The 20,289-nt window shown below is 68.2% G+C and carries 18 protein-coding genes; 10 read left to right on the forward strand and 8 right to left on the reverse strand.

Features of this window, described 5'->3' with window-relative positions:
• Positions 1–5: 5 nt before the first annotated feature.
• The 5 genes from ACTRWB_RS05600 to ACTRWB_RS05620 form a co-directional block, all read right to left on the reverse strand.
• Positions 6–857, reverse strand: a complete 852-nt coding sequence (locus tag ACTRWB_RS05600; RefSeq protein ID WP_048246190.1) for a carbohydrate ABC transporter permease — start codon at positions 855–857, stop codon at positions 6–8.
• Positions 858–874: 17 nt separating this feature from the next.
• The gene (locus ACTRWB_RS05605) at positions 875–1,819 is read right to left on the reverse strand and encodes a carbohydrate ABC transporter permease (protein ID WP_446901208.1); all 945 of its coding nucleotides are present in this window, start codon (positions 1,817–1,819) and stop codon (positions 875–877) included.
• 54 nt (positions 1,820–1,873) lie between these two features.
• Complete coding sequence (locus ACTRWB_RS05610) at positions 1,874–3,133, reverse strand: ABC transporter substrate-binding protein (RefSeq protein ID WP_048246188.1); 1,260 nt, start codon at positions 3,131–3,133, stop codon at positions 1,874–1,876.
• Between the two features lie 67 nt (positions 3,134–3,200).
• Entirely contained in the window at positions 3,201–5,186 is a 1,986-nt protein-coding gene (locus ACTRWB_RS05615) for a beta-galactosidase (RefSeq protein WP_446901209.1), read from the reverse strand.
• A 9-nt stretch (positions 5,187–5,195) separates the two neighbouring features.
• Positions 5,196–6,344 (reverse strand): ABC transporter ATP-binding protein, encoded by a 1,149-nt coding sequence (locus tag ACTRWB_RS05620; protein WP_048246186.1) that lies wholly within the window; start codon positions 6,342–6,344, stop codon positions 5,196–5,198.
• A gap of 189 nt (positions 6,345–6,533) precedes the next feature.
• Between ACTRWB_RS05620 and ACTRWB_RS05625 the strand changes: the two genes are divergently transcribed.
• The gene (locus ACTRWB_RS05625; protein WP_446901210.1) at positions 6,534–7,574 is read left to right on the forward strand and encodes a LacI family DNA-binding transcriptional regulator; all 1,041 of its coding nucleotides are present in this window, start codon (positions 6,534–6,536) and stop codon (positions 7,572–7,574) included.
• Between the two features lie 99 nt (positions 7,575–7,673).
• Here the strand turns inward: ACTRWB_RS05625 and ACTRWB_RS05630 are convergent, their stop codons facing one another.
• Positions 7,674–8,315, reverse strand: a complete 642-nt coding sequence (locus ACTRWB_RS05630) for a GntR family transcriptional regulator (RefSeq protein ID WP_343491180.1) — start codon at positions 8,313–8,315, stop codon at positions 7,674–7,676.
• A gap of 130 nt (positions 8,316–8,445) precedes the next feature.
• Between ACTRWB_RS05630 and ACTRWB_RS05635 the strand changes: the two genes are divergently transcribed.
• Complete coding sequence (locus ACTRWB_RS05635) at positions 8,446–8,922, forward strand: OsmC family protein (RefSeq protein WP_129516080.1); 477 nt, start codon at positions 8,446–8,448, stop codon at positions 8,920–8,922.
• Positions 8,923–8,943: 21 nt separating this feature from the next.
• Positions 8,944–9,588 carry a glutathione S-transferase family protein gene (locus tag ACTRWB_RS05640; RefSeq protein WP_446901211.1) on the forward strand — a complete coding sequence of 215 codons (645 nt, stop codon included), beginning with the start codon at positions 8,944–8,946 and terminating at the stop codon, positions 9,586–9,588.
• Between the two features lie 79 nt (positions 9,589–9,667).
• On the opposite strand, the gene ACTRWB_RS05645 is transcribed toward ACTRWB_RS05640, so the two are convergent.
• Positions 9,668–10,618, reverse strand: coding sequence for a LysR substrate-binding domain-containing protein (locus ACTRWB_RS05645; RefSeq protein ID WP_446901212.1), 951 nt, complete (start codon positions 10,616–10,618; stop codon positions 9,668–9,670).
• A 114-nt stretch (positions 10,619–10,732) separates the two neighbouring features.
• Here ACTRWB_RS05645 and ACTRWB_RS05650 point away from each other — a divergent pair, with 114 nt between their 5' ends.
• The 7 genes from ACTRWB_RS05650 to ACTRWB_RS05680 all read left to right on the forward strand — a co-directional run bounded on the left by ACTRWB_RS05650 (position 10,733) and on the right by ACTRWB_RS05680 (position 19,171).
• Positions 10,733–12,484: an IlvD/Edd family dehydratase gene (locus ACTRWB_RS05650; RefSeq protein WP_446901213.1), complete on the forward strand. Its 1,752-nt coding sequence runs from the start codon at positions 10,733–10,735 to the stop codon at positions 12,482–12,484.
• A 126-nt stretch (positions 12,485–12,610) separates the two neighbouring features.
• Positions 12,611–13,540 (forward strand): dihydrodipicolinate synthase family protein, encoded by a 930-nt coding sequence (locus ACTRWB_RS05655; RefSeq protein ID WP_129516078.1) that lies wholly within the window; start codon positions 12,611–12,613, stop codon positions 13,538–13,540.
• A gap of 25 nt (positions 13,541–13,565) precedes the next feature.
• Positions 13,566–14,495: a Gfo/Idh/MocA family protein gene (locus ACTRWB_RS05660; protein WP_048246175.1), complete on the forward strand. Its 930-nt coding sequence runs from the start codon at positions 13,566–13,568 to the stop codon at positions 14,493–14,495.
• Between the two features lie 75 nt (positions 14,496–14,570).
• On the forward strand, positions 14,571–15,584 hold the full coding sequence (locus ACTRWB_RS05665) for an arabinose ABC transporter substrate-binding protein (protein ID WP_129516077.1): 1,014 nt from the start codon (positions 14,571–14,573) through the stop codon (positions 15,582–15,584).
• A 21-nt stretch (positions 15,585–15,605) separates the two neighbouring features.
• Positions 15,606–17,159 carry an L-arabinose ABC transporter ATP-binding protein AraG gene (araG, locus tag ACTRWB_RS05670; RefSeq protein WP_446901214.1) on the forward strand — a complete coding sequence of 518 codons (1,554 nt, stop codon included), beginning with the start codon at positions 15,606–15,608 and terminating at the stop codon, positions 17,157–17,159.
• A gap of 30 nt (positions 17,160–17,189) precedes the next feature.
• On the forward strand, positions 17,190–18,209 hold the full coding sequence (gene araH / locus ACTRWB_RS05675; protein ID WP_446901215.1) for an L-arabinose ABC transporter permease AraH: 1,020 nt from the start codon (positions 17,190–17,192) through the stop codon (positions 18,207–18,209).
• Positions 18,210–18,268: 59 nt separating this feature from the next.
• On the forward strand, positions 18,269–19,171 hold the full coding sequence (locus ACTRWB_RS05680; protein ID WP_446901216.1) for an SMP-30/gluconolactonase/LRE family protein: 903 nt from the start codon (positions 18,269–18,271) through the stop codon (positions 19,169–19,171).
• Positions 19,172–19,271: 100 nt separating this feature from the next.
• Here the strand turns inward: ACTRWB_RS05680 and ACTRWB_RS05685 are convergent, their stop codons facing one another.
• Complete coding sequence (locus tag ACTRWB_RS05685) at positions 19,272–20,171, reverse strand: amidohydrolase family protein (RefSeq protein WP_446901217.1); 900 nt, start codon at positions 20,169–20,171, stop codon at positions 19,272–19,274.
• Between the last annotated feature and the right edge of the window lie 118 nt (positions 20,172–20,289).

Below are 20,289 nucleotides of genomic sequence, written 5' to 3' on the forward strand. Positions count from 1 at the left end.
CGCGTTCAGCCTTTCGTCGCGCCGAACGTGAGCCCCGCGACGAAGTGTTTCTGCATCGCGAAGAACATCGCGACGGACGGCAGCGCGGCGAGGATCGAGCCGGCTGATACGAGATTCCACGACGTCGTCCATTGCCCCTTCAGCGCCGCGACCCCCGCCGTGATCGGCGCGGCTTCGTCGCCTTGCGTGAGGCATAACGCCCAGAAGTAGTCGTTCCAGACGAACGTGAACACGAGGATCGCGAGCGCCGCGAGCGCGGGCCGGATCAGCGGCAGCACGATCCGCCAGAACACCGTCCATTCGCCCGCGCCCTCGATGCGCGCGGCCTCGATCAGCTCGAACGGCAACTGCTTGATGAAGTTGCGCAGGAACAGCGTGCAGAAGCCGGTCTGGAACGCGACGTGGAACAGGATCAGCGCTTCGACGGTATTGAACACGCCGAGCCTGAGCGACAGGTCGCGCACCGGGATCATCAGCACCTGCACCGGCACGAAGTTGCCGGCGACGAACGTCGCGAACAGCGTGGTATTGCCGCGAAACCGGTAGGTCGCGAGCGCGAAGCCGGCCATCGCCGCGAACGCGATCGAGCCGAGCACGGACGGCACGGTGATCTGCACGCTGTTCCAGAAGTAATGCAGCATCGGCGACGTCGTCAGCGCGTCGCGATAGTTCTCGACCATCGCGAAGTGTCGCGGCCAGCCCCAGTAGTGCCCTTCGACCAGTTCCTCGGTCGAGCGCACCGACGTGACGAACACCGCGATCATCGGCAGCAGCCAGATCAGGAGCGCGACGGGCAGCGACAGCTTGTACAGCCGGCGCGAGACGGGCTTCCATTGGGCAACGGGAGTCGGAAACATGATGGTCACCGGTCAGGTTATTGCTCGTTGCGCAGCATGCGGCGCAACTGGAACACGATGTAGATGAGCATGATCGCGAACAGCACGACCGCGATCGACGCGGAATAGCCGAGCCGGTAGTACTTGATCGCCTGGTCGTACATGTAATACGCGAGCACGGTCGAACTCTCGAACGGGCCGCCGCTCGTCATCACCGAGATCAGGTCGAAGCTGCGCAGCGCGCCGATCACCGTGACGACGATCGCCATGAAGGTGGTCGGCCGCAGTTGCGGCAGCACGACGTGCCACAGCAGCGCGAAACCGCGCGCGCCTTCCATCCGCGCCGCTTCGATCTGTTCCGGGTTGACCGACGTGAGGCCGGTCAGGTACAGGATCATGCAGTACGCGGTTTGCGGCCACAGCGCGGCGAACACCACGCCGAGCGTCGCATAACGCGCGTCGCCGAGCACCGGGATGCCGTGCCCGGCGAGCAGCGCGAGCAGCCCGAAGGTCGGATCGTAGAACCACGAGAAGATCAGGCCGACGACCACGCCGGACAGCACGAACGGCGCGAAGAACAGCGACTTCACGAGGCGGATGCCGGCGACCGCCTGGTTCAGGTACAGCGCGAGCGCGAGGCCGAGCGGCGGCGCGAGCATGAAGAGCGCGAGCCAGATCACGTTGTTGCGCAGCGCCGTGTAGAACGTCGGCGCGTGCAGCAGTTCGACGTAGTTCGCGAGCCCGACGAAACTGCGCTCGGTCATCCCGTCCCAGTTGTACAGGCTCAGCCACAGCGTCGACAGGATCGGCCAGATCACATAAACGGCAACCATCGCGCACGCGGGCGCGAGAAAGAGCCATGCGGCGCGCCGTTGCCGCCGCACGGCGGGCGACGGCCGGCGCGCGGGCAACGCGGCGGCGGATGTTCCGCGCGGCGGCGGCGCGGTGCCGGCGGGCGGGGTGGACGTGAGCGGACTGGACACGGCAAGCCTCCTGAACGGACGCGGCGGCGCGGTGCCGCCGCTTGGGTCACGCGGTTACTTCTTGTAGATCCGCTTGCGGGTCTGTTCGAGCTGCGCGAGCACCGTATCGAGCTGCGCGGGATCGGCCAGGAACTGCTGCATGCCCTTCATCCCCTCGTCGGCCATCTCCTTCGTCATGTCGCGGTCGTAGAACTGCGCGACGCCGCCCTTCGTATCGGCGAGGATCCGGAAGCCGATGCGCGAGATCGGATCGGCAGGCTCGGGCGACTTGCTGTTGGCCGACAGCGAACCGAGGCCTTCCGCGAGCTTCGCGCCCATCTCGGGCGTTTCCACGAATGCGAGGAACGTGTGCGCGTCGGCCTTGTTCTTCGCCTTCGTCGGGATATGCAGCGATTCGACCGGGCCGTCCTCGGCGGTCGGCACCTTCGGGTCGATGATCGGGAAACGGTAGTAGCCCATCTCCTGCTTCACGTTCGCCGGGAAACCGGCGGCGATGAAGGTGCCCATCAGCATCATCGCGGCCTTGCCCTGGAACAGGAACGGCTGCGCGCCGTCGAGATCGTAGGACAGCGCGTTGTCGATGAAGTAGCCGGCATCGATCAGCGATTTCCAGGTCGTGTAGACCTTCTTCACGCGCGGGTCGGTGTACGGCACGTCGCCGGCCATCAGCTGCTGGTGGAACGCGTTGCCGTTCAGGCGCAGGTCGAGATAGTCGAACCAGCCGGCGAGCGTCCACGCGTCGCGGCCGCCGATCGCGACCGGCGTGATGCCGGCCGCCTTCAGCTTCTTGCACGCATCGAGAAACTGGTCCCACGTCTTCGGCTCGTCGGCGATGCCGACCTTGCGGAACAGGTCCTTGCGGTAGAACAGCCCCCACGAGTAGTAGACGGTCGGCGCCGCATACTGCTTGCCGTTGTACGACGATGCGTCGCGCGTCGACGCGTACATCGCGCCCCAGCCATTCTTCGTCCAGTCGCCGCTCAGGTCCTCGAACAGCCCGCGTTTCGCGTAGTACGCCATTCGCTCGCCCGCGTGCCAGTTCACGACGTCGGGCGCGATGGTCGTGAGCCACGCGGGGAGCTGCACCTTGTACGCTTCCTCGTCGACGAAGGTGGCCTTCACGTCGATGTCGGGGTGCGCCTTGTGGAACGCGTCGAGCGTCGATTGCCAGACCGCGCGCTGGCTGGCGCCCTTGAACGCGATGTTGATGGTCAGCGTGCCGGCGTCGGCGGGCGCGGTCATGCCGAGCGACGCGAGCGCGACGGCGGTGGCTGCAGCGAGCCGCGTGGCGGCACGAAGGGGGCGAAGTGTCATGGTGTCTCCAGTCCTGTGCTGTATGTCGTTGTGCGTGACCGGCGCGTCGGGGCGCCGGTGGCGGTTGCTACGAACGGCTTCGATACACGGCCACGTCCTGCGGCTCGACCTGCGCGGCGCCGAGCACGAACGCCGACGGTGGTACCGCGTCGATCGTGTGCGGCGTGTCGCCATAGTTGAAGACGTAGGTCAGGCCGCCGCGCCGGCTCACGCGCACGCCGTCGCCGAGCGGCGTCGGCGCGAGGCCCGCTTCGGCCGCGACGTCGGCGAACAGTCGCGCGGTGGTCGCGTCGTCGAACAGCGCGGCCCAGTAGTGCAGCGCGCCATGCGACACGCAGGCCGGATGACCGTCGGCGAAACGCGCGCGCACGATGCTGCGCGTGTCGTCGTGCAGCTCGACGAAGTCGCGCCAGTGGCGCGCATCGCCTGCGAGCGGCGAGCCGTCGCGCAGCGTGCCGTCGATCCGCTCGGTCACGTTCGGCCGCATCGATTCGACGCGCCACACGCGGAGCGGCAGGATCGATGCGAGCGGGCCGGGCGGCAGCGCCGGCGGAATCTGCAGGTCGACGGTCTTCGAGCCGGTGCGCGGCCCGAACACGGCATGCGCACCCGATGCGGCGAGCCGTGCCGCGAAATCGTCCGGCACGATCGGCAGCGGCGGCACGACCACGAGCCGATAACCGTCGAGCGGCGCATGCACGGAGACCACGTCGACGTCGAGGCCGAGCGAACGCAGGGCCGAGTAGTACTCGAATGCGAAACGCGGGTAGTGGAAATCGGCGCCTTGCGGCTGGACTTCGAACAGCCACTTCGCCTCGTAGTCGTAGATCAGCGCGACGGGCGCGCGCACCGGATCGTCGGCATCCGCGCCGGCGTCGTGTACGGCCGCGATCTCGCGCGCGACGCGCTGCGCTTCGCGGCCGCCTTCGTCGAGCTGGTTGTCCGGCGTGTTCAGGCCCGCATGCATCTGCTCCTGCGCGAACGGCGCCTGCCGCCAGCGGAAGTACGACACGCAGCCGGCGCCGTGCGCGAACGCTTCCCAGCTCCAGAGGCGCACCATGCCCGGCAGCGGCGCGGGGTTCCACTGCGCCCAGTTCACGGGTCCCGGCTGCTGCTCCATCACCCAGAACGGCAGCTTCGACATGCCGCGATACACGTCGTGATTGAACGACGCGAAATCGGGATGGCCGGTGCGCAGCCAGCGCGCCTTCACGTCGGGCGCGAACCATTGCTCTTCGAGCGCGCCGAGCGGATAGCTGTCCCACGTCGCGATGTCGAGGTCGCGCGCGACTTCGTAGTGATCGAACTCGGTGAACAGCTGCATGAAGTTGTGCGCGACGGGGCGGCCCGGCGAGTGCGCACGGATCACGTCGACCTGCATCCGGTGATAACGCGCGACCTCGTCGGACGCGAAGCGCCGGTAGTCGAGCCGGTGCGACGGATGGGCCTCGGTCACGGTGCCGACGGGCGCATCGACTTCGTCGAAATGGCGATACTCCATGCTCCAGAACACGGTGCCCCATGCACGGTTCAGCGCGTCGATCGTGCCGTAGCGTGCTTTTAGCCACGCACGAAAGCGCAGCAGCGCGGCTGGCGAGTAGCTGACGACGGTCTGGTGGCAACCCAGTTCGTTGTCGGTCTGCCAGTAGCGCACGGCCGGATGGCGGCCGTAGCGTTCGGCGACCGCCGTGCAGATCTGCCGCGATGCTTCGAGATAGGTCGGCGACGAGAAATCGTAGTGGCGGCGCGAACCGAACGCGCGCGGCCGGCCGTCCGCGCCGATCGCGAGGATGTCGGGATGGCGGTCGACCAGCCATTTCGGCGGCGTCGCGGTCGGCGTGCACATCACGATCTCGAGGCCGGCCGCGCCGAGCACGTCGACCGCGCGGTCGAGCCAGCCCCAGTCGTATTCGCCCGGCGACGGCTCGATGCGGCTCCATGCAAATTCGGCGATCCGGACCTGCTCGATGCCGAGCGCTTTCATCCGGCGGGCGTCATCGGCCCACATCGATTCCGGCCAGTGTTCCGGGTAATAACAGACTCCGAGGCGCATACGCGATCCTTAAGCGTAGTGATGGACGTGGAGGTCGGCGCACGCGGGTACCGCGCGGCCGTCTTCGGTGAAGAGATGGCAGGCCGCGGCTGGCGCATGCACGTGCACGCGTTCGCCGCTGTGCACCTGCGCATCGCCGGGCACCTTCGCGATCAGCGGCGCGCCGCCGGGCTGGTCGAGGTGCACGTAGGTCTGCTCGCCCAGGCGTTCGACGAGCGCGACGTCGCGCACGAGCGTCGTCGCTTCATGCGCGGTGTCGAACGTCAGGTGTTCGGGGCGAATGCCGAGCGTCACGGTCGCGCCGGCAGCGAGCGCGGAGCCGTCGCGCGCCAGCGTGAAGGTTTCGCCGGAAGGGGCGACGGTGACGGTCGTGCGACGGGCATCGGCCGCGGTGACGACGGCCGGCAGGAAGTTCATGCGCGGCGAGCCGATGAAGCCGGCCACGAAGCGGCTGGCCGGATGGTGGTAGAGGTCGAGCGGGGCGCCGACCTGCGCGATGCTGCCGTGCTGCGCGGTATCCGCGCCGGCGTGCAGCAGCACGATCTTGTCGGCGAGCGTCATCGCTTCGGTCTGGTCGTGCGTCACGTAGACGACGCTCGCGCGTTCGAACTGCCGGTGCAGCCGCGCGATCTCGATGCGGGTCTGGCCGCGCAGCGCCGCGTCGAGATTCGACAGCGGTTCGTCGAACAGGAACACGCCGGGTTCGCGCACGATCGCGCGGCCGATCGCGACGCGCTGCCGCTGGCCGCCCGACAGCGCCTTCGGCTTGCGCTCGAGCAGCGTGTCGAGTTGCAGGATGCGCGCGGCATCGCGCACCTTCCGGTCGATCTCGGCCTTCGGCACGCGCGCGAGCTTCAGCCCGAACGCCATGTTTTCGTAGACCGTCATGTGCGGAAACAGCGCGTAGCTCTGGAACACCATCGCGACGCCGCGCTCGGCGGCCGGCACGTCGTCGACGCGGCGGCCGTCGATCGACAGCTCGCCCGCGCTCAAGTCCTCGAGCCCGGCGATCATGCGCAGCAGCGTCGACTTGCCGCATCCGGACGGCCCGAGGAACACGCAGAACTCGTGCGCGCCGATTTCCAGATCGACGTCGCGAATGACCGGCGCGTGATCGCCATAGGCTTTCTGCACGCGTCGCATCGAGATGCTCGCCATTGTCTCCGCTCCATGTTTTAATGCGCCATCATGTGTGATTAAGCGCTTAATCATCGCGATCAAAAAAAGAGGCGATTCGATCGCGGCCGAGTCGCGCCCGTCGGTCGGGCGGCAAGGTGTGCGGCGATAGTGCGCCGCTTCGGTGAGCGAAGCAAATACTGGATCGACGTCTCATATAGTGAGCAAACCATGGCGACACTGGATGAAGTTGCGCGCCGCGCCGGCGTGACGGCCGCGACGGTATCGAACGTGCTGCGCGACCGCGGCCGGGTCGGCGAAGCGACGCGCGCACGGGTGCTGGAGGCCGTGCAGGCGCTCGGGTATCGGCCGCATCTCGCCGCGCGGGCGCTGGCGGAAGGGCGCGCGCCGACGGTTGCGCTGATGGTATCGAGCATCGCGAACCCGTTCTACCCGGAGTTCGCGCTGGCGGTCGAACGCGCGGTGCGCCGCAACGGGCAGTTCCTGATCGTCTGCAATACGAACGAAGATCCGTTGCAGGGGCGCGCGTATCTCGACCAGATTGCCGGCACGATCTCCGAGGGCATTCTCGTGACCAACGCGAACCTGCACCTGCCGGATCTGCTCGACGTCGCGCGGCGCGGCGTGCCGGTCGTGCTGTGCCTGTGGGAGCGGCCCGACGCGCCGCCCGACGGATTGCCGTGCGTGGCCATCGATTTCCGTGAGGCGGGGCGGATCGCGACGCGGCATCTGCTCGAACTGGGCCACACGCGCATCGGCGTGATCGTCGGTGGCTCGGCGAGCGGCGTGCAGGCGGCGCGTTATGACGGCTTCGTCGACGTGATGCGCGAGGCGGGGCTCGACGCGTCTATCGTCGCGGCCGAGCCCGATTCGATCGAAGGCGGCGTGCGCGCGGCGGGCCGGCTGCTCGATGCGCATCCGGGGCTGACCGCGCTGGTCGCCACCAACGACCTGCCTGCAATCGGCGCGCTGCACGCGGCGGCCGATCGCGGCAGGCGCGTGCCCGACGACCTGTCGATCGTCGGCATTACCGACATCCATCTGGCAAGCGACACGCGCCCCACGCTGACGACCGTCGCGATTCCGACCGCCGAAGCCGCGGGCCTCGCGGTCGAACTGCTCAATGCGTTGCGGGAGGCGGGCGGCCGCAGCGACGACGCGTCGCGCGTGCGGATCGCGTCGCTGCCGCTGCTGGTGGTGCGCGGCACGACCGGTCGCGTGCGACTCGGGAGCGCGACGCGGTCGACTTGAAACGTGGCTGCGCCGGCTACGTCGAGGTTGTCGACGCAATCGGCGCGACCCCGCATGAAGCCGTGCGCGGTATAGCGACGTGCGTGCGCCGTACCCGCGTCACCCGCCTTCGACGAGCCGCATGACGATGCCCCTGGCCGATTCGAGATGCGCGACGGTCATCGAGCGTGCCGCGCGCGCATTGCGTTCGCGGCACGCCTGCAGGATCTCGTCGTGTTCGACCTGGAACGACGGGGTATCCGCGAGCAGCGTGGCCTGCAGGCGCTCGTAGCGTTCGACCTGGCTGCGCAGCTCGCCGATCGCCTTCAACTGCCGCGCGTTGCCGCAGCACGAATACAGCAACGCATGGAATTCGCGGTTCAGCTCGCCCTGCCGGCGCGGCACGGTCGCGTCGCCAAGCAGGCGATGGACGAGTTCGGCGCGCGCCAGCGTCTCGTCGTCGAGCCGCTTCACGCTCCGGTAGATCGCGTCGCCTTCGAGCAGCGCACGCAGATCGTAGATTTCCTGCACGTCCGATGCGGTCAGCATGCGCACGACGGCGCCGCGATTCCGGAAGATATCGAGCAGCCCCTCGCGCTCCAGGCGCTGGATGGCTTCGCGCATCGGAATCCGGCTGATCCCGAACCGGTCGGCCAGGTCGCGCTCGACAAGCCGTTCGCCGGCCTCCAGTTCGCCGTTGATGATCATGTCCCGCAGCGACGCGGCTACCGCATCCGCCGTGGAGTCGAGTTTGGCTTCCATGCCTGCGTGCTCCTCAATTTGGAATAATGGTATACCAAACGGAGATCCGGTGCCACAATGGCGACCATGGGCGGGCGCCTTGAAACGACATCCGGCCCGGCAGAAGCAACCGATATCAATGGAGAGCGAGATGGCATCTGGTGAACACAAGTATCGCGTCGCAGTGCAGTGGATCGGCAACCGCGGCACCGGCACGTCGGGATATCGCGAGTACGGCCGCGAGCACGTGATCCGGTCCGGTTCCAAGCCGGACATTCCCGGTTCGTCGGATGCGGCGTTCCGTGGCGACGCGTCGCGCTGGAACCCGGAAGACCTGCTGCTCGCATCGGCCTCGGCGTGCCACAAGCTCTGGTACCTGCATCTGTGCGCCGATGCCGGCATCCGTGTGCTCGCCTATGTCGACGATGCGGAAGGGACGATGGTCGACAATCCCGAGCCGGGACGCTTCACCGAAATCGTGCTGCACCCGCACGTGACCATCCAGGCCGGCGACGATCGCGAGCTGGCCGAGCGTCTGCATCATGCGGCGCATGCGAAGTGTTATGTTGCGAACTCGGTCAACTTCCCGATCCGCTGCGAACCGGTGATCGAGTTTGCCGCGGCGTGACGCGCGAGCGATGGAACCACGATGAAGCTTTTCTACTACCCGAGCAACGCAAGCATGGCGCCGCACTTCGTGCTCGAAGAAATCGGCAAGCCGTTCGAGCTTGAATACGTCGACCGCGCGTGCGACCGGCACAAGTCGCCGGACTACCTCGCGCTCAATCCGAACGGACTCATTCCGGTGCTGGTCGACGGCGACCTCGTGCTGTACGAAACCGCCGCCATTTGCCTGCATCTCGCCGATACGCACCCGGAGCTGCGGCTCGCCCCCGAACTCGGCACGCCGGCGCGCGCGCAGTTCTACAAATGGCTGATGTGGCTCACGAACACGCTCCAGGCGACGCTGATCGCGTATTTCTATCCGGAGCGTTGGGTCGATGCGGGCAATGCGGCGGGCGCCGCGCAGGTGAAGGCGCATGCGGAGGCGAAAGTCGGCACGCTGCTGGATCAGCTCGAAGCCCAGCTCGATGCGGGCGGCGGCCCCTGGCTGCTCGGCGCGCACTACACGGTGCTCGATCCGTATGCGCTGATGCTGTGCCGCTGGACCCGCGGTTTTGCCGAGCCGGCGCGGCACCGGCCGATCCTCGGCGGCTATCTGCAGCAGGTCCTCGCGCGCCCGGCGATCCAGCGTGCGCTGCAGACCGAAGGGCTCACGCAGCCCTGGGTGTAACGGGCGATAGACGCCGCATGCCCGTCATTCGACGGGCATGCGTGCCGGGCGATCCGCCAATGCCCCGACCGCTGTCACGTCACAGCGCGATGCCGTACACGTCGCGTGCCGCCGTGCGGATCGCGTCGGCCATCACCGTGACGGCCGGCGAATGCAGCCGGTCGGTGCGCGTGATGATCCCGAAATCGTCCATCCGGCAATCCATCTCCAGCGGCAGCACCGTGACGATCCCGTGTCGCGCGTAGTAGCGCGCGACGTCGTCCGCGAGCACCGCGATCATGTCGCTCTGTTCGAGCAGCTGCGTGATGAACAGCAGCGCCGATGTCTCGACGAGGTTCGCGGGCGGCGCGAGGCTCGCGCGCTGGAACACGAGTTCGAAACGGTGGCGCAGCACGCTGCCGGCCGGCGGCACGACCCACGCGGCGCGCTGCACGTCCGCGAGCGACAGCGGCGCCTGCGCGAGCAGCGGATGGCCGGGCCGCACGACGGCGGCCACCGACTCGCCGGTCAGCGGCTCGTAGCGCAGGCGCAGCTTGTCGTGTTCGGCGGAGAGCCGGCCGAGCACGATGTCGATCTTGTCCTGCGCGAGATGCTCGAGCAGCACGTTGCTGGTGTCGATCTCGACCGACACGTGCAGGCCCGCATGCGTGCCCTTCACGGCCGCGACGGCCGGCGGCACGAGCCGCAGGCCCGGCGACGTGATCGCGCCCACCGCCACATGCCCGAGATGGCCGGCCTTCAGCGCGGCCAGTTCCTCGTGCGCCTGGTCGAGGCTGCCGAGCGCCGCGCGCGCGTGGCGGATCAGCGCGTCGCCGTACAGCGTCGGCCGCATCCCGCGCGGCAGGCGCTCGAACAGCACCGCGCCGATCGATTCCTCGAGTTCGCGCAGCAGCTTCGACGCGGCCGGCTGCGTCATGTTCAGCGCGGCCGCCGCGCGATGAATGCTGCCTTCGTCGGCGAGCGCGACGATCAGCAGGAGCTGCCGGGTCTTCAGGCGGCCGCGGTTTCCCCACGGGCTGGTATCGGGCATCGTACGGGTTTATATCGATATCGGAATCGATATCGTAATCGCCTAAAACGTCATTAGCGAGTTATCAAAATTCTGCCTAGACTGCGCCGGTATCCCGTCACCACAGGACTGACGATGTCGGCAACAAAACCCAGGCTGCGCTCCGCCCAATGGTTCGGCACGAACGACAAGAACGGCTTCATGTACCGGAGCTGGATGAAGAACCAGGGCATCCCCGATCACGAGTTCGACGGCCGGCCGATCGTCGGCATCTGCAACACGTGGTCCGAACTGACGCCGTGCAACGCGCACTTCCGCAAGCTCGCCGAGCACGTGAAGCGCGGAATCTCCGAGGCGGGCGGGTTCCCGGTCGAGTTCCCGGTGTTCTCGAACGGCGAATCGAACCTGCGGCCGTCGGCGATGCTCACGCGCAACCTCGCGTCGATGGACGTCGAGGAAGCGATCCGCGGCAACCCGATCGACGCGGTCGTGCTGCTCGCCGGCTGCGACAAGACGACGCCCGCGCTGCTGATGGGCGCAGCAAGCTGCGACGTGCCGGCGATCGTCGTGTCCGGCGGCCCGATGCTGAACGGCAAGCTCGAAGGGAAGAACATCGGGTCGGGCACGGCCGTGTGGCAACTGCACGAAGCGCTGAAGGCCGGCGAGATCGACCTGCATCACTTCCTGTCGGCCGAAGCCGGGATGTCGCGCTCGGCCGGCACCTGCAACACGATGGGCACCGCGTCGACGATGGCGTGCATGGCCGAGGCGCTCGGCGTCGCGCTGCCGCACAACGCGGCGATTCCGGCCGTCGATTCGCGTCGTTACGTGCTCGCGCACATGTCGGGCATTCGCATCGTCGAGATGGCGCTCGAAGGGCTCGTGCTGTCGAAGATCCTGACGCGCGCGGCGTTCGAGAACGCGATCCGCGCGAATGCGGCGATCGGCGGCTCGACCAACGCGGTGATCCACCTGAAGGCGATCGCGGGCCGCATCGGCGTGCCGCTCGAACTCGAGGACTGGATGCGCATCGGCCGCGACACGCCGACGATCGTCGACCTGATGCCGTCGGGGCGCTTCCTGATGGAAGAGTTCTATTACGCGGGCGGCTTGCCGGCCGTGCTGCGCCGGCTCGGCGAAGGCGGGCTGCTGCCGAACCCGGACGCGCTGACGGTGAACGGCAAGTCGCTGTGGGACAACGTGCGCGAAGCGCCGAACTTCGACGACGAGGTAATCCGTCCGCTCGACCGGCCGCTGATCGCGGACGGCAGCATCCGCATCCTGCGCGGCAATCTCGCGCCGCGCGGCGCGGTGCTCAAGCCGTCGGCGGCGAGCCCCGAGCTGCTCAAGCATCGCGGTCGCGCGGTCGTGTTCGAGAACCTCGAACACTACAAGGCGACGATCAACGACGAAACGCTCGACGTCGATGCGAGCTCCGTGCTCGTGCTGAAGAACTGCGGGCCGCGCGGTTATCCGGGGATGGCCGAGGTCGGCAACATGGGGCTGCCGCCGAAGCTGCTGCGCCAGGGCGTGAAGGACATGGTGCGGATTTCCGACGCGCGGATGAGCGGCACCGCGTACGGCACGGTCGTGCTGCACGTCGCGCCGGAAGCCGCTGCCGGCGGGCCGCTCGCGGCCGTGCGCAACGGCGACTGGATCGAACTCGACTGCGAGGCCGGCACGCTGCATCTCGACATTACGGACGACGAACTGCAGCGCCGCCTGTCGGACGTCGATCCGACCGCGGCGCCCGGCGTGGCCGGCCAGCTCGGCAAGGGCGGCTACGCGCGGCTGTACATCGATCACGTGCTGCAGGCCGACGAGGGGTGCGACCTCGACTTCCTGGTCGGCACGCGCGGCGCGGACGTGCCGAGCCATTCGCATTGAGCGGCGTGCGGCGCGAGAGGCGCCGCAAACGCGCGCCGCAGCCGTTTGCGGGCCGTGGCTCGCGCATCGTCGAACCGTGAACGCTTGACGGCCGGACACTTTCCACGCCGACGCAGGACCCGAACCATGACTTCGAGCAGCACGCCGCGCTATCGCGGCATCTTCCCCGTCGTTCCGACGACGTTTGCCGATAACGGCGAGCTCGATCTCGCGAGCCAGAAGCGCGCGGTCGATTTCATGATCGATGCGGGCTCGGACGGGCTGTGCATCCTCGCGAACTTCTCCGAGCAGTTCGCGATCACCGACGACGAACGCGACGTGCTCACGCGCACGATCCTCGAACACGTCGCGGGCCGCGTGCCGGTGATCGTCACGACGTCGCACTACAGCACGCAGGTGTGCGCGGCGCGCAGCCTGCGCGCGCAGCAGCTCGGCGCGGCGATGGTGATGACGATGCCGCCGTATCACGGCGCGACGTTCCGCGTACCCGAAGCGCAGATCTTCGATTTCTACGCCCGCGTGTCCGACGCGATCGCGATCCCGATCATGATCCAGGACGCACCTGCGAGCGGCACCGCGCTGTCGGCGCCGTTCCTTGCGCGGATGGCGCGCGAGATCGAGCAGGTCGCGTACTTCAAGATCGAGACGCCCGGTGCGGCGAACAAGCTGCGCGAGCTGATCCGGCTCGGCGGCGACGCGGTCGAGGGGCCGTGGGACGGCGAGGAAGCGATCACGCTGCTCGCCGATCTCCATGCGGGCGCGACCGGCGCGATGACGGGCGGCGCGTATCCGGACGGCATCCGGCCGATCCTCGAAGCGTGGCGCGAAGGGCGCCACGACGACGCATTCGCGCGCTACCAGGCATGGCTGCCGCTGATCAATCACGAGAACCGCCAGTCCGGGATCCTCACCGCGAAGGCGCTGATGCGCGAAGGCGGCGTGATCGCGTGCGAGCGGCCGCGGCATCCGATGCCGGAACTGCATCCGGACACGCGCGCGGAACTGCTCGCGATCGCGCGCCGGCTCGACCCGCTCGTGCTGCGCTGGGCGCACTGAACGGGCGCAACAGGAGGAATGCACGATGAGTGATCCGATTTCGCTGGGTGTCGTCGGGATCGGCAAGATCGCGCGCGACCAGCACCTTCCGGCGATCGCCGCCGAACCCGGCTTCAGGCTGACGGCCTGCGCGAGCCGCCACGCGGAAGTCAGCGGCGTGCGCAACTATCAGGATCTGCGGGCGCTGCTGGCCGCCGAGCGCGAGCTCGACGCCGTGTCGCTGTGTGCGCCGCCGCAGGTGCGTTACGCGCAGGCGCGCGCCGCGCTCGAAGCCGGCAAGCACGTGATGCTCGAGAAGCCGCCGGGCGCGACGCTCGGCGAAGTGGCCGCGCTGGAGGCGCTGGCGCACGCGCGCGGCCTCACGCTGTTCGCGACCTGGCATTCGCGCTGCGCGAGCGCGGTCGAGCCCGCCCGCGCGTGGCTCGCGACGCGCACGATCCGAGCGGTGCAGGTGCGCTGGAAGGAGGACGTGCGGCGCTGGCATCCGGGGCAGCAGTGGATCTGGGAGCCCGGCGGCCTCGGCGTGTTCGATCCGGGCATCAACGCGCTGTCGATCGTCACGCGGATCCTGCCGCGCGAGCTCGTGCTGCGCGAGGCGACGCTGTTCGTGCCGAGCGACGTGCAGACGCCGATCGCGGCCGAACTCGATTGTGCGGATACCGACGGCGTGCCGGTGCGCGCGGAATTCGACTGGCGGCACGGCCCGGTCGAGCAATGGGAGATCGCGGTCGATACGGCCGACGGCGTGCTCGCGATCAGCCGCGGCGGCGCGCAACTGTCGATCGCGGGCGAACCGGTCGAGATCGGCCCCGAACGCGAGTATCCGGCGCTGTATGCGCACTTCCGCGCGCTGATCGCGCGTGGCGCAAGCGACGTCGACGTGCGGCCGCTGCGGCTCGTCGCCGATGCGTTCCTGTTCGGCCGGCGCGTGCAGACCGACGCGTTCGGCCGCTGAACCTGCGGGGCGCGCGTTGCCGTGCCCGCGCACGATGAATCATTACGGCCCAGGCCGATACCAAGGAGACACAGCATGACCCGCACGATTCACACGATCCGCCGACACACGTTGCGCGCGCTGCTGGCCGCGCTCTGCATCGCGCCGCTCGGCATGCAGGGCGCCGCACGCGCCGACGCGCCGCTGAAGATCGGCTTCCTGGTGAAGATGCCCGAGCAGGCGTGGTTCATCAACGAGCAGAACGCGGCGTCCGCGCTCGGCCAGAAGGAGAATTTCTCGGTCGTGAAGATCGGCACGCCCGACGGCGAGAAGGTGCTGGCCGCGATCGACAACCTCGGCTCGCAAGGCGCGCAGGGCTTCGTGATCTGCGCACCCGACGTGCGCCTCGGCCCGGCGATCGCCGCGCGCGCGAAGCGCTACAACATGAAGTTCGTGACCGTCGACGACCAGCTCGTCGATTCGACCGGCAAGCCGCTCGCGAGCGTGCCGCACCTCGGGATGTCGGCGACCAAGATCGGCAACCAGGTCGGCCAGGCGATCGCCGACGAGATGAAGCGGCGCGGCTGGAAACCCGAGGAAGTCGGCGCGCTGCGGATCACCAACTACGAGCTGCCGACCGCGAAGCTGCGCACCGACGGTGCGACGCAGGCGCTGCTCGCGAACGGCTTCCGCCAGGAGAACATCTTCGACGCGCCGCAAAAGACGACCGACGACGAAGGCGGCTTCAGCGCGGCCGCGCCGGTGCTCGCGCGCCATCCGAACGTGAAGAAATGGGTGGTCTACGCGCTGAACGAGGAAACCGTGCTCGGCGCGGTGCGCGCGACCGAACAGCTGCACATCCCGGCAGCCGACGTGATCGGCGTCGGCATCAACGGCGCGGGCGAAGCGTTCGCCGAGTTCCAGAAGAAGGAACCGACCGGCTTCTACGGGACGATCGCGGTCAGCTCGACGAACCACGGCAAGGACAGCACGCAGAACCTCGTCGACTGGATCCGCAACGGCAAGACGCCGGCGGCCGACACGCAGACGAGCGGCAAGCTGATGACGCGCGCCAACTGGCAGGCGGTGCGCGCCGAACTCGGCATCTGAGCGGCGCGGGGCGAGAACGCGATGACGACGCAGACGATGACGGCCGTATCCCACGCCGACGCTGCCGAAGCGGGCATGCCGCCGCCGGGCGGCCCGCTGCTCGCGCTCGACGGCATCACGGTGACGTTCCCGGGCGTGCGCGCGCTCGACGCCGTGTCGCTGTCGGTGCGCGCGGGCGAAGTGCACGGGCTGATGGGCGAGAACGGCGCGGGGAAATCGACGCTGCTGAAGGTGCTGTCCGGCGTGAACCAGCCGCAGGCCGGCACGCTGACGCTGAACGGCACGGCGCAGCGCTTCGCGTCGACGCGCGCGGCGCTCGAGGCCGGCATCGCGATCATCTACCAGGAGCTGCATCTGGTGCCCGAGCTGACGGTCGCCGAGAACCTGATGCTCGGGCAACTGCCGAGCCGGCTCGGCGTGGTCGACGAGCGCACGCTGGCCGCGCGCGCGCTTGATGCGCTGGAACGGCTCGGCGAGCACATCGATCCGGGCATCCCCGTGAAGTACCTGTCGATCGGTCAGCGCCAGATGATCGAGATCGGCAAGGCGCTGATGCGCGACGCGCGCGTGATCGCGTTCGACGAACCGACGAGCTCGTTGTCCGCGCGCGAGACCACGCAGCTGTTCCGGATCATCCGCGCGCTGCGCGCGGAAGGCCGCGCGATTATCTACGTCACGCACCGGATGGAAGAAGTGTATGAACTGTGCGACCGCGTGACCGTGTTTCGCGACGGCCGCCGGATCGATACGTTCGATTCGGTCGCCGAGCTCGACCGCGACCGGCTGATCGGCTGCATGGTCGGCCGCTCGATCGAGAACGTGTACGGCTACCGGCCGCGCGCGGCCGGCGACGTGCTGATCGAGGCGAAGGGGTTGGTGGGGCCCGGGCTGGCCGAGCCGGTGTCGTTCGCTGCGCGGCGCGGCGAGATCGTCGGGTTCTTCGGGCTCGTCGGCGCGGGCCGTTCGGAACTGATGAAGCTGCTGTACGGCGCGGTGCGCCCGAGCGCCGGGCACGTCGAGCTGGGCGGGCGGCGCGTCGCGTTTGCGAGCCCGCGCGACGCGGTGCGCGCCGGCATCGCGCTGTGCCCGGAAGACCGCAAGCAGGAGGGCATCGTCGCGATCGCGTCGGTGGCCGACAACCTGAACATCAGCGCGCGCCGCCATTTCAGCCCGGCGCGCGTGCTGCTCGACACGCGGCGCGAACGCGAGCTCGCGCAACGCTACATCGAGCGGCTCGCGATCAAGACCCGCGACGGCGACACGCCGATCGGCGCGCTGTCCGGCGGCAACCAGCAGAAGGTCGTGCTGGCGCGCTGGCTCGCCGAGCGCATCGACGTGTTCCTGATGGACGAGCCGACGCGCGGCATCGACGTCGGTGCGCGCGCCGAAATCTACAACCTGTTCTACGAACTCGCGGAAGCGGGCCGCACGGTGATCCTCGTGTCGAGCGATCTGGCCGAGGTGATCGGCGTGTCGGACCGGATCATCGTGATGAAGGAAGGACGGATCGCGGGCGAGGTGGCGAAGGCGCAGGCCACGCCCGACGCGCTGATCAAGCTCGCGCTGCCGCGTTAGCGGCCCGCGGTTCAACCGGATTGAAATGACATGAGCCAGGCAATGCAACCCCAACGTACTTCTCCATCGCCCGATGCCGCTGCCGCGCCCATGAAGGCGCGCGGTAGCGTGTGGCAGCTGATCAACCGTTCCGGCATCGTGATGGTGTTTCTCGTGCTGTTCGCGACCCTGTCGCTGACCGTGCCGGACTTCCTCACGCCGCGCAACATCCAGGGCCTGCTGCTGTCGGTCACGCTGATCGGTTCGATCGCGGTGACGATGATGTTCGTGCTCGCGCTCGGCGAGGTCGACCTGTCGGTCGCGTCGATCGTCGCGTTCTCGGGCGTCGTCGCGTCGACGCTGATCACCGCGACGCACAGCGTGCTGTTCGGCACCGCGGCCGGCGTGCTCGCGGGCGGCGCGGTCGGGCTCGTGAACGGCGTGCTGATCGCGCGCTACCGGATCAATTCGCTGATCGTCACGCTCGCGATGATGGAGGTCGTGCGCGGGCTCGCGTTCATCACGTCGAACGGCGACGCGGTGATGATCTCCGAGGAGCGCTTCTTCGAACTCGGGGCCGGCTCGTTCCTCGGCATCTCGTATCCGATCTGGAGCAACATCGTCGGCTTCGTCGTGTTCGGCTTCCTGCTGCGCAAGACGGTGTTCGGCAAGAACGTGCTGGCCGTCGGCGGCAACGGCGAGGCCGCGCTGCTCGCGGGGCTGCCGGTGATGCGCATCAAGATCGCGGTGTTCGTGCTGCAGGGGCTCGTGACGGGCTTCGCCGGCGTGATGCTTGCGTCGCGGATGAGCCTCGGCGACCCGAAGACGTCGGTCGGCCTCGAACTCGGCGTGATCTCCGCGTGCGTGCTTGGCGGCGTGTCGCTGACGGGCGGCGTTGCGACGATCTCCGGCGTGCTGGTCGGCGTGCTGATCATGGGCGCGGTGCAGGATGCGATGAGCCTGCTGAACGTACCGACCTTTTACCAATATCTGATACGCGGCGGAATTCTGTTGCTCGCGGTGCTGTTCGACCAGTATCGTCGCAACCAGCGGCGCGCGATGAAGATCTGACCGGCAGCGCGGCCGCCCGCGAACGCGACGGTCATTCGCGACAGATATCGGGAGACGGCATGCAACAGAATTTTCCGGCCGCGTCGGCGACGCTGCTGGCCGACAGCCGCAACACGCTCGGCGAAGGCGCGACGTGGTGCGATGCGACGAAAGTGCTGTACTGGGTGGACATCGAAGGCGCGCAGTTGTGGCGATGCCGCGCGGACGGTTCGGACCTGACGCCGTGGACGATGCCCGAGCGGCTCGCGTGCTTCGCGCTGACGCACGATCCGGACGTGCTGCTGGTCGGGCTCGCGACGCATCTCGCGTTCTTCGACCTGCGCAGCGGCGCGTTCACGCGGATCGTCGACGTCGAGCCCGACCTGCCGACGCGCCTGAACGACGGGCGCTGCGATCCGTCCGGCGCGTTCGTGTTCGGGATGAAGGACGAGGGCGGCGAGCCGCCGCGCGCGGTCGGCGGGTTCTACCGGCTCAATCCCGACCTCACGCTCGAACGGCTCGCGTTGCCGGCGGCGGCGATCGCGAACAGCATCGCGTTTTCGCCGGATGGCTCGAAGATGTACTTCTGCGATTCGCTGGTACGCGAGATTTTCGTCTGCGATTACCGCACGGATGGCGACGTCGCGAACGTGCGGTCGTTCGCGCGCCTGACCGATGCGGACGGCGACCCGGACGGCTCGACGATCGATCGCGACGGCGGCCTGTGGAACGCGCAGTGGGGCGGCCGGCGGGTCGTGCGCTACGGCGCGGACGGCATCGAGACGGAGCGCGTCGACGTGCCGACCGCGCAGCCGAGCTGCGCGGCGCTCGACGGCGACGGGCGGCTGTACGTGACGAGTGCGCGCGTCGGGTTGAGCGACGACGCGCTGGCAGGCGATGCGCATGCGGGTGGCGTGTTCGTCGCGCAGACGCGGCATGCGGGGCTGCCGACTGCACGGTTCATCCCGCGGCGCGCAACCTGAGCGCCGCGGCGCGGCGCGGCGCGGCAAACGCGGCATCGGCGCACCACCGCGCCGGCCGCCACGCTTCGATCGGCGCGTTCATCACTCATCACTCGGCGCGTCACGCGCGTGGCGCGTCGAGTTCCAGCCCCAGTCCCAGCAATTCCACCGCGTTGTCCTTCAGGATCAGCGGATGCACGTCGGGCCGAAACCCGGCGCCGTTGAAATCCTCCAGCCAGCGATCCGGCCGGATCAGCGGAAAATCCGATGCGAACAGCACCTTGTGCCTGAGCAGCGTGTTCGCATACTTGACCAGCTCCGGCGAGAAGTACTTCGGCGACCATCCCGACAGATCGATGTAGACGTTCGGCTTGTGCAGCGCGATCGACAGCGCCTGCTCCTGCCATGGCCACGACGGGTGCGCGATCACGATCTTCATGTCCGGAAAATCGACGGCGACATCGTCGAGATGGATCGGTTCGGAGTACTTCAGACGCAGCCCGCCGCCACCGCGCATGCCGGATCCCATCCCCGAATGGCCGCTGTGGAACACGGCCGGCAGCCCGTGTTCGGCGATCACCTCGTAGATCGGATACGCGAGCCGGTCGTTCGGAAAGCACCCCTGCATCGTCGGGTGGAACTTGAACCCCTTCACGCCGTGTTCTTCGATCAGGCGGCGCGCCTCGCGCGCGCCGAAGCGGCCTTTGTGCGGGTCGATGCTCGCGAACGCGATCATGACGTCGGCGTTGTCCTGCGCGAACTGCGCGATCTCCTCGTTCGGAATGCGGCGCCGGCCGATGTTCGTTTCGCAGTCGACGGTGAACATCACGAAGCCGATGCGGCGCTCGCGGTAATACGCGATCGTCTCCGGAATCGTCGGCCGGCGACCCTGCTTCAGCACCGTGCCGAAGTACTTGTCGGCCGCGTCGTCGAAGGCCTTCGCGAACAGGTCGGGCGGCTGGCAGCACGACACTTCGGCATGCACGTGCGTGTCGATGGCAATCAGGTTGCGGACGTCCAAGCGTGTCTCCTCATGTCGCGAAGGGCAGGCGCCGCGCGGCGCGAAACCGCGCGTTCGTGCCCGTTTAGGGGTTTGTCCCGAGCCGCTTCCATTCTACTTTACATATCAGGTTACCTGA

Source organism: Burkholderia sp. YIM B11467 (genome assembly GCF_052952715.1).